The sequence below is a fragment of the Microbacterium sp. CFH 31415 genome, assembly GCF_022538185.1.
GTDB lineage: Bacteria > Actinomycetota > Actinomycetes > Actinomycetales > Microbacteriaceae > Microbacterium.
In genome coordinates, this window is record NZ_JAKYXC010000014.1 from 72,051 (window position 1) to 82,291 (window position 10,241).

Here is a 10,241-nt window from a genome sequence, read left to right on the forward strand (position 1 = left end):
TGAGCGGGGGATGGGGAGACGGGGTTGGAATCACAGTCGTGTCCGATTTCCGCGAGTGGATGTCGGCGGTCCGTGTAAGGCTGGGGTCATGAGCAGCCCGGCCATGACCTTCGATGAGCGGTACCGCGCGATCGACTCGCGCGACACGCGCTTCGACGGGCAGTTCGTCACCGCCGTGCGCTCGACGGGCATCTACTGCCGTCCGAGCTGCCCGGCGCGCACCCCCAAGCCCTCGAACGTCACGTTCTACCCGACGAGCGCGGCCGCGCATGAGGCGGGCTTCCGCGCGTGCAAGCGATGCCTGCCCGAGGCTGCTCCGGGGTCCCCGCAATGGAACCTCCGGGGCGACACGGCCGGGCGGGCGATGCGGCTCATCGCCGACGGCGTCGTCGAGCGGGAGGGGGTGCCGGGCCTCGCGCGGCGCCTCGGTTACTCGTCTCGCCACCTCACGCGGCTGCTGAGCGCCGAGCTCGGCGCAGGTCCGCTCGCGCTCAGCCGCGCCCACCGTGCGCAGACCGCGCGCATGCTGCTCGTCGGCACCGACCTGCCCGCGGCCGACGTCGCCTTCTCGTCCGGGTTCGCGAGCGTCCGTCAGTTCAACGACACGGTGCGCGAAGTGTTCGGCATGTCGCCGCTCGAGCTGCGCGCGCGGCGCCGCGTCGTCGCGGGCACCCGCACCGTTCCCGCCCCGGGGTCTATCGACCTCGTGCTGCCGCATCGCGGCCCGCTCGACGCCGACGGGCTGTTCGACTGGATGGCCGCGCGCGCGGTCGACGGCGCCGAGGTCGCGACGCCCACGACATTCGCCCGCACCTTGCGTCTGCCCGGCGGGCCGGCGTGGTTCGAACTGCGCGTCGACGAGGTCGGCCGCATGCGGCTGCGGGCGCGGCTCACGCACCTGGGCGATCTGTCCACGCTCGTCACGCGCGCCCGGCGCCTGTTCGACCTCGACGCCGACCCGATCGCCGTCGACGAGGCGCTGTCGCGGCACGCGGAGCTCGCACCGCTCGTCTCCGCGCTCCCCGGCATCCGCGTCCCGGGTGCGGCCGACCCGCACGAGATGCTGATCCGGGCCATGGTGGGGCAGCAGATCACCGTCGTCGCCGCACGCACGGCGCTGTCCGCCCTGACCTCCGCGCTCGGCGAGACGGTCGACGGCTTCGACGGCAGCACCCGCCTCTTCCCGACGATGGCCGCGATCGCCGAGCACGGCGCCGAGGTGCTGCGTGGTCCCGCCGCCCGCATCCGGTCGATCGTCGGTGCCGCCGCCGCGCTCGCCGACGGCAGCCTCGTGCTGACGACCGGTGACGATGGCGCCGAGCAGCGCGCCGCACTCCTCGCCATGCCGGGCATCGGCCCGTGGACGGCCGACTACGTGCGCATGCGCGTGCTCGGCGACCCCGACGTGTTCCTCCCCGGCGACGTCGCGGTGCGCTCCGGCGCCGCGGCCGCCGGGCTTCCCGCCGACCCCAAGCCGCTCACCGAGTGGGCGTCTCGCACCGCGCCGTGGCGCAGCTACCTCACCGCGCACCTGTGGCGCGCCGTCCCGCCGAAGCCCGCGCGTGCACGCCGGGGCGCGGCATCCGATCTCCAGAAAGCAGCCAGCGCATGAGCGTCGCGACCATCCAGACCATCGACACCCCCGACGGCGCGTTCACGATCCTCGCCGACGACGCCCAGCGCGTGCTCGCATCGGGGTGGACCGACGACGTCGAGCGCCTCCTCGGCCGTCTCCGGGCGGGTCACCGCCCGGCGACGGTGACCGAGGGGGTGACGGATGCCGCGGCCGCCGTCGTCTCGTACTACGACGGCGACCTCTCCGCGATCGACGACGTCCCGGTCGCGCAGCACGGCACGGCCATGCAGCTCGCCGGCTGGGACGCCCTCCGCCGGATCGAGCCGGGGCGACCGCTCACCTACGCCGAGTTCGCGACCGTCCTGGGCTCGCCCAGCGCCGTTCGCGCGGCGGCATCGATCTGCGCGCGCAACGCGCCTGCCCTGTTCGTCCCGTGCCACCGCGTGCTGCGCACCGGGGGAGCGCTCGGCGGGTTCGCGTGGGGAGTCGACGTGAAGCAGCGTCTGCTCGCGCGCGAGGCGGGCGTGCCCGCGCTCATCGGCTGAGCCAGCGCGCCGGTTGCCACCGCCGTCGTCCTCGGTCGATGGCACCCGCCGCCATCGTCCGCCTCGCCGACGGCAGCCACCGCCGGAAAACGCTTGTTGCATGCAGCGAACTCCCAGGTATAGGCTGGAGGGCTGTCGCGCTCAACGGGCCGCGGCAGCCCCGTTCCGCTCTCACCGAGGAGGATGCCATGTCCCAGGCCGCCATCGCCGCGAAGACCGTCTTCGTCCTCCGCATCGCCGGGCCGGAGCGCTTCCGCGCACAGGGGTAACAGCTCCCGTCCGCATTCCGGCGATTCCGCCGGCTTCGGCATACCGCCGCCTTCCGGAGCGTTCCCCTCACCGGGGCTCCGTCGCGCCTCGCGCACCCTCCCGACCCGACGCCGGGTCATCGCACCACCTCCCACAAGGATCATGACCACCACCGCCCTCCCCGACGAGACCGCTCCGTCGAAACGGTCCGAAAAGTCCACCCCGCAGGCGCTCGCCCGGCTGCTGCCGTTCGCGAAGCCGGTGCTGCCGCGCCTGGCGCTCGGCGCCGCGAGCGCGCTCCTCGCAAGTCTCCTCGCGCTGTCCATCCCGCTCGTCCTGGAAGCGATCGTCGGCGGCCCCATCGCCTCCGGCGACTTCACGCAGATCATCTGGGGATCCGCCGCGATCCTCGCCCTCGGCCTCGCCGAGGCGCTCATGGTGTGGCTGCGACGCTGGTTCGTGCTCGGCCCCGCCACCAAGGTCGAGTACCAGATCCGCCAGACGTTCTACTCCCGGCTGCAGAGGTTGCCGGTGTCGTTCCACGACAAGTGGCAGTCGGGCCAGCTGCTCAGCCGCATGATGCAGGACATCAGCATGCTGCGACGCTGGATGGCGTTCGGCATCGTGCTGCTGGTCGTCAACGTGCTCACCATCCTCGTGGGCACGGTGCTGCTGTTCCGCTGGCACTGGCTGCTCGGCACGGTGTTCCTCCTCGTATCAGCTCCGCTCTGGTATGCGGGCTACCGCTTCGAGAAGACGTACGGAACACTCGCCCGGCAGAGTCAGGATCAGGCGGGCGACCTCGCCACCTCGGTCGAGGAGAGCGTCCACGGCATCCGCGTGCTCAAGGCCTTCGGCCGCGGCAAGCACGCCCTGCAGAAGTTCACCCGGCAGGCCGAGACGCTCCGTGAGACCGAGTTGAGCAAGGCGCGGGCGATCGGCTGGATCTGGTTCTGGCTCGTGCTGCTGCCTGACATCGCCTTCGCGCTGTGCCTCGGCGCCGGCATCTACCTGGCGTCCATCGGGCAGCTGCAGACCGCAGAGCTGATCGCGTTCTTCGCGATGGCGACGGTGCTGCGGTGGCCGATGGAGTCGATCGGGTTCCTGTTCTCGTTCACGCTCGACGCCCGCACGGCGACCGACCGCATCTTCGAGGTGTTCGACGAGGAGAATGCGATCGTCGACCCCGAGACGCCGAGCACGATCGATCGTCCGCGCGGCGCGCTCGTCTTCGAGGGCGCGCATTTCCGGTATCAGGATGCCGCGGCCCGCGAGCGGGATCTGCTCGACGGCATCGACCTGGCCCTCCGCCCCGGGGAGACGATGGCTCTCGTCGGTCTGACCGGTTCGGGCAAGACCACACTGACGACCCTGCCGGCGCGTCTCTACGACGTGACGCAGGGACGGGTGACGCTCGACGGCGTCGACGTGCGCGATCTCACGCTCGACGAGCTGCGCCGCCACGTCGGCATGGCCTTCGAGGATGCGACGCTCTTCTCGCAGTCCGTGCGCGACAATGTCCTGCTCGGTCGCGAAGACCTCGCCCCGGGCAGCCCCGAGGCCGAGGCCATCATGCGCGAGGCGCTCCAGGTCGCCCAGGCCGGGTTCGTCGACGACCTGCCCGACGGCGTCGACACGATCATCGGCGAGGAGGGCCTGTCGCTCTCGGGCGGTCAGCGTCAGCGGCTCGCGCTCGCCCGGGCGGTCGCGGCGCGCCCGGCGGTGCTCGTGCTCGACGACCCCCTGTCGGCGCTCGACGTCGACACCGAGGCTCTCGTCGAGGACGCGCTGCGCGAGGTGCTGCACGAGACGACTGCGCTTGTGGTCGCGCACCGCCCGTCCACCGTCATGCTCGCCGATCGCGTCGCCCTGCTCGAAGCCGGGCGCATCACGGCGGTCGGCACGCATTCCGAGCTCCTCCGCGAGAGCGAGCACTACCGACATGTGATCTCGAGCCTCGAGGTCGAAGAAGCCCGCCTGCGGGAGAGGGAGGTGAACCTGTGAGCACCGCCACCGTCACCGGAACCAGCGGCGAAGACCGCTCCGACTACACGCGCGTCGAGAGCAAGGCGATCCGCAAGCGCTCGCTGCGCCTGCTCGGCTCGCTCGTCACGCCCGTACGCGGCCAGCTCTGGCTCGCCGCCATCGTCCTCGTCGTGTCGACGGCCTTCCGCGTCGCCGGCCCGGCGCTGATCGCGTTCGGCATCGACAACGCGCTCCCGGCGGCCGTCGAACAGATGAACTGGCTGCCCACGATCGGCGTCGTGGTCGTCTACCTCGCCACGGGCATCGCCGGCGCCGGCCTCATCGGCTGGTACGTCGTCGTCGCGGCCCGCCTCACGCAGGCGATCATGCTCGACCTGCGCAAGCGGATCTTCCTGCACACCCAGCGCCTCAGCCTCGAGTTCCACGAGTCGTACACCTCGGGCCGCATCATCTCTCGCCAGACGAGCGACCTCGACTCGATCCGCGAGCTGCTCGACGGGGGTCTGAACGAGCTCGTCTCGGGCATCCTCTACGGCGGATTCACCCTCATCGCGCTGCTGCTCGTCGACTGGGAGTCAGGCGTGATCCTCGCGGTCATGGGGATCCCCCTCTTCCTCCTGATGCGCTGGTTCTACACGCGCTCTCAGCGCGTGTACCGCGAGTCGCGCGTGGTGAGTGCGAAGGTGATCGTGAAGTTCGTCGAGACGATGACGGGCATCCGCGCCGTCAAGGCGTTCCGCAAGGAGCCCCGCAACGATGACGAGTTCGGTGAGCTCGCCAGCGACTACCGAGACGTCAACATGCGCTCGATCAAGCTGTTCGGCACGTTCGAGCCGGGGCTCATGGCCGTCGCCTCGGTGACGGTGGCGCTGGTGCTGCTGTGGGGCGGCTACCGCGTGATCGACGGTGCGATCGAGGTCGGCATCCTGCTGGCGGCGGTGCTCTATGTGCGCAACTTCTTCTCCCCGCTGCAGGAGGTCGCGTTCTTCCTGAACTCGTACCAGTCCGCGACGGCGGCGCTCGAGAAGGTGTCGGGCGTGCTCGAGGAGCAGCCCACGGTGCCCGACCCGGTGCAGCCGGTCGACCTTTGGAGCGCCCGCGGGCATGTGCGTTTCGACGACGTGCTCTTCGGATACTCCGACGACCGCGTGATCCTGCCGGACTTCTCGCTCGACATCCCGGCCGGTCAGACGATCGCGCTCGTGGGAACGACCGGCGCAGGCAAGTCGACGCTCGCCAAGCTCGTGTCACGGTTCTACGACCCGACACGCGGCGCGGTGACCCTCGACGGTGTCGACCTGCGCAACCTTCACCCCAAGGACCTTCGACGCGCCATCGTCATGGTGACGCAGGAGGCGTACCTGTTCAGCGGCACCGTCGCCGACAACATCGCGCTGGGCAAGCCCGACGCGACGTTCGAGGAGATCCAGGCCGCGGCTCGGGCGGTCGGCGCGGATGCCTTCATCCAGGCGCTGCCCGACGGCTACGACACCGACGTGAACAAGCGCGGCGGCCGCGTCTCGGCGGGGCAGCGACAGCTGATCTCGTTCGCGCGCGCGTTCCTCGCCGATCCCGCGGTGCTGATCCTCGACGAAGCGACCGCCTCGCTCGACATCCCGAGCGAGCGCCAGATCCAGGACGCCCTGCAGACGCTGCTGGCCGACCGCACGGCGATCATCATCGCCCACCGGCTGTCGACGGTCGCGATCGCCGATCGCGTGCTCGTCATGGAGCACGGCCGGATCATCGAGGACGACGCGCCCCAGGCGCTCATCGGCGGCGACGGCCGATTCGCCAAGCTGCACGCGGCGTGGCGCGAGTCGCTGGTCTGACGACCGCACACGGATGCTCCGGCCGTCTTCGCGCGGCCGGGGCATCCGTCGTCTCAGCGACCTGCGGACGAGACGAAAGAGGCGAGCGGATGCCGCGGCTCGAGGTCGGCGAGGGCGAGTGCCCCGTCGATGCCCTGCCCGAGCGGCGCGACGAACCGCGCATCGTGCTGAGCGGCGCGCAGGCTGTCCTCGAAGGCGGCGCGCAGCAGCGGCGATCCGAACACGCCGCCGATCGCGCACACCGCGGGCTGGCGGATGTCGCCGACGCGGTGGAGTGCAGTGGACACGCTGAGCGCCAGTTCACGCCCCGCACGTCGCAGGATGTCCTGCGACACCGCGTCCCCCCGCTCGGCGAGCTGCGCCGTCGAGGCGGCGAACGAGGCCACGGTGCTCACCCGATCGGCTGACGACTGCAGGTCGATGTACGCCTCCGACAGGTCGGGCCACCGCGCCGCAGCGACGTTGCGCAGCGCGGTCGCGGGGCCGCGGCCATCGTACGCGCGCATGACGGCGTCGAGCGCCTCACGCCCGATCCAGTACCCGCTGCCGGCATCGCCCATGACGTGACCCCAGCCGTCGACCCGAGCGACGCGCTCCGCGCCCACGGCGAGCGTGACGACTCCGGTCCCGGCCGCCACGACCGCGCCGCGGCCCGGACCCATCGCCCCGAGGTACGAGGTGGTGGAGTCGTGGGCGAGCAGCACCTCTCCGGCGCCGGCCCCGGCGACGAGCGACCGCAGGGAGGCGGCATCCGCTTCTCTGGAAGTGAGTCCCGAGACGCCGGCGGCCACGACGAGCTGTGCGCCGGGCTGCCACCTCTCGACCGCGTATCGCACGGCACCGGCGAGCTGGGGCAGCAGCGGCTCGTGTGTGCGGATGCCGGGGAGCAGCGCGTCCTCGATCCTCGAGCCGGCCCGGAGCCGGAGTTTCATGCCCGTCTGCCCGGCATCGATCGCCAGCACAGTCCTCGCCGTCACTGCGCCCCTTCCGTCGCGGGATCCTCGATCACCCGAGCGGCCGAGCGGCCGTGCGAAGGAGCCGGGCTGAAGGCGACGGAGCCTCGAAGGGGGAGGGGTACTCGAGGCCCCGCCGCCGGTCTCAGGAGCCCGGACGGGCTGTGTCGCTGCTTGCGGTATTCGGGTGATGCGCGAGGGTCGGTCAGAGACGGATCTCTGCGATCACTTCACCGTACTCGGTCTCGCCGACGGGAGTGAAGCCCACACGCTGGAAGAATGCTTCGGGTCCGCCTTCTCCGGCTTCGTAGATCACGGCCACGCGGTCCAAGCCCCGGTTGCGCGCCTCTTCGAGGAGCTGCTCGACGGCGAAGCGCCCGACACCGCGACCCTGATCGTCGGCATCGACGTTGATGCGCCACAACACGGATCGGAAGTGCTCGACGGGGGAGTCGGGGTCGAAGTTCGCGCTGACGAAGGCGACGACCTCGTCACCGTCGAGCACGACGCGCTGCCACGTCGTCTGGGGGTTCACCACGGTGGCGGCGATGCCGTAGCTGACGGGCGCGAGGAACTGTTCCTGACCGGGCTTGAGCGACAGATTGTTGACCGCCACGATCGTGGCGGCGGAGAGTTCGACGAGTCGCAGATCAGCCATACGCACAGGCTAGCCCGGATGACGCGGCCAGGCATCGTCGAATGGTCTTGTTCACGTCCCCTTCACCCAGGGAAGTATCTCGATGTCGAGATACTTTGCCCTTGCGATAGGCTGGAAAGACCACTGAACGGAGACGAACCCGGTGACCGATTCGACCATCATCTACACCTACACCGACGAGGCACCGGCGCTGGCCACAGCCTCGTTCCTGCCGATTGTGAAGGCCGTCACGAGCCAGGCGGGGGTGGATGTCGAGATCCGAGACATCTCGCTCGCAGGACGCGTGCTCGCCGCCTTCCCGCAGAAGCTGACGACCGAGCAGCAGGTGGGTGACGCGCTGGCCGAACTGGGTGGACTCGCGACGCTTCCCGAGGCGAACATCATCAAGCTGCCGAACATCTCGGCCTCGATCCCGCAGCTCAAGGCGGCCATCGCGGAGCTGCAGTCGCAGGGCTACGACATCCCCGACTACCCCGACGAGCCCGAGACCGTCGAGGAGAAGGACGTCCGCGCGCGCTACGACCGCATCAAGGGCTCCGCCGTCAACCCCGTGCTCCGCGAGGGCAACAGCGACCGCCGTGCCCCGCTGTCGGTGAAGAACTACGCGCGCAAGCATCCCCACCGCAACAAGGCGTTCGCGGAGGGCTCGAAGACCCGTGTCGCCACGCTCGGACACGACGACTTCAAGTCGAACGAGAAGTCGACGGTCATCCTCGCCGACGACGTGCTGTCGATCCGGCACGTCGCAGCCGACGGCACCACGACCGAGCTGAAGAGCGGCCTCAAGGTGCTGCCGGGCGAGATCATCGACGCCACCTTCCTCTCGGCCGCTGCGCTCGACGCGTTCCTCGCCGAGACGCTCGCCGCAGCGAAGGCCGATGACGTGCTCTACTCGGTGCACCTCAAGGCCACGATGATGAAGGTCAGCGACCCGATCATCTTCGGGCACGTCGTCAAGGCCTTCTTCGCCGATGTGTTCGCGACGTACGGCGACAAGATCGCCGAGGCCGGCCTCACCCCCAACGACGGTCTCGGCGCCATCCTCGCCGGTCTCCCGTCGGTCGAGGGCGGCGACGCCATCGCGGCCGCCATCCAGGCCGACCTCGAGCGCGGCCCCCGCCTCTCGTACGTCAACTCCGACAAGGGAATCACGAACCTCCACGTGCCGTCCGACGTCATCGTCGACGCCTCGATGCCCGCCCTCATCCGCAACGGCGGCAAGCTGTGGGGCGTCGACGGCGGCGAGGCCGACACTCTCGCGGTCATCCCCGACTCGTCCTACGCCGGCGTCTACCAGACGGTCATCGAGGATGTCATCGCTCACGGACCGCTCGACCCCGCCCAGATCGGCACGGTCCCGAACGTCGGGCTCATGGCGCAGGCGGCCGAGGAGTACGGCAGCCACGACAAGACGTTCGAGATCGCGGCGCCCGGTGTGGTGCAGGTGGTCGACAGCGCCGGCGAGGTGCTGATCGAGCACGACGTCGAGGCGGGCGACATCTGGCGTGCCACACAGACGAAGGACATCGCGGTGCGCGACTGGGTGAAGCTCGCCGTCACGCGCGCCCGCGCGACCGGCGCTCCCGCCGTGTTCTGGCTCGACGAGACCCGCTCGCACGACGCCGCCCTCATCGCCAAGGTCCACGAGTATCTCGCCGACCACGACACCGACGGCCTCACGATCGAGATCCTCGCTCCGGCGGCGGCGACGCAGTACTCGCTCGACCGCCTGCGCAAGGGCGAAGACACCATCTCGGTCACGGGCAACGTGCTGCGCGACTACCTGACCGACCTCTTCCCGATCCTGGAGGTCGGCACGAGCGCCAAGATGCTCTCGATCGTCCCGCTGCTCGCCGGGGGCGGGCTGTTCGAGACAGGCGCGGGCGGCTCGGCGCCCAAGCACGTGCAGCAGCTGCTCGAGGAGAACTACCTGCGGTGGGACTCGCTCGGCGAGTTCTTCGCACTTGCCGCCTCGCTCGAGCACCTCGCGACCACGACCGGCAACGTGCGCGCGCAGGTCCTCGCCGACACGCTCGACGCCGCCACCGGCACGTTCCTCGAGAACGACAAGTCGCCAGGACGCGCCCTGGGCACGATCGACAACCGCGGGAGCCACTTCTACCTGACCCTGTACTGGGCTCAGGAGCTGGCGTCGCAGCAGGCCGACGCCGCCCTCGCCGCGGCCTTCGGGCCGGTCGCCGAAGCGCTCGCGGCCCGGGAGGACGACATCGTCGCCGAGCTGATCGCCGTACAGGGATCGCCCGCCGACATCGGCGGCTACTACCGTCCCGACACCGCGCTGGTCGAGTCGGTCATGCGCCCGTCCAGGACGTTCAACGAGATCATCGACGCGCTGGGCTGATCACGACGAACAGAAGAGGGGGGGGCGGGGGGGGGGGGGGACCCCCATCACGGTTCAGCCCCCACCCCCACCCCGGGTGG

General features: G+C 70.4%; 7 protein-coding genes. 5 read left to right on the plus strand and 2 right to left on the minus strand.

Features of this window, described 5'->3' with window-relative positions; translation table 11 throughout:
* Window positions 1–88: 88 nt before the first annotated feature.
* From MK786_RS14065 to MK786_RS14080, 4 genes are all read left to right on the plus strand, one after another.
* The gene (locus tag MK786_RS14065; protein ID WP_241112865.1) at window positions 89–1,612 is read left to right on the plus strand and encodes an AlkA N-terminal domain-containing protein; all 1,524 of its coding nucleotides are present in this window, start codon (window positions 89–91) and stop codon (window positions 1,610–1,612) included.
* The gene (locus tag MK786_RS14070) at window positions 1,609–2,121 is read left to right on the plus strand and encodes a methylated-DNA--[protein]-cysteine S-methyltransferase (RefSeq protein ID WP_241112866.1); all 513 of its coding nucleotides are present in this window, start codon (window positions 1,609–1,611) and stop codon (window positions 2,119–2,121) included. The genes MK786_RS14065 and MK786_RS14070 overlap by 4 nt, the downstream gene beginning before the upstream one ends.
* Window positions 2,122–2,532: 411 nt before the next feature.
* Window positions 2,533–4,374 carry an ABC transporter ATP-binding protein gene (locus tag MK786_RS14075; RefSeq protein ID WP_241112867.1) on the plus strand — a complete coding sequence of 614 codons (1,842 nt, stop codon included), beginning with the start codon at window positions 2,533–2,535 and terminating at the stop codon, window positions 4,372–4,374.
* On the plus strand, window positions 4,371–6,188 hold the full coding sequence (locus tag MK786_RS14080) for an ABC transporter ATP-binding protein (protein ID WP_241112868.1): 1,818 nt from the start codon (window positions 4,371–4,373) through the stop codon (window positions 6,186–6,188). The genes MK786_RS14075 and MK786_RS14080 overlap by 4 nt, the downstream gene beginning before the upstream one ends.
* Before the next feature lie 53 nt (window positions 6,189–6,241).
* On the opposite strand, the gene MK786_RS14085 is transcribed toward MK786_RS14080, so the two are convergent.
* Together MK786_RS14085 and MK786_RS14090 are read right to left on the minus strand one after the other, a co-directional pair.
* Window positions 6,242–7,165, minus strand: a complete 924-nt coding sequence (locus tag MK786_RS14085; protein ID WP_241112869.1) for a BadF/BadG/BcrA/BcrD ATPase family protein — start codon at window positions 7,163–7,165, stop codon at window positions 6,242–6,244.
* A gap of 181 nt (window positions 7,166–7,346) precedes the next feature.
* Entirely contained in the window at window positions 7,347–7,799 is a 453-nt protein-coding gene (locus MK786_RS14090) for a GNAT family N-acetyltransferase (protein ID WP_241112870.1), read from the minus strand.
* A 142-nt stretch (window positions 7,800–7,941) separates the two neighbouring features.
* Between MK786_RS14090 and MK786_RS14095 the strand changes: the two genes are divergently transcribed.
* Complete coding sequence (locus MK786_RS14095) at window positions 7,942–10,161, plus strand: NADP-dependent isocitrate dehydrogenase (protein WP_241112871.1); 2,220 nt, start codon at window positions 7,942–7,944, stop codon at window positions 10,159–10,161.
* The last annotated feature ends 80 nt before the right edge of the window (window positions 10,162–10,241 follow it).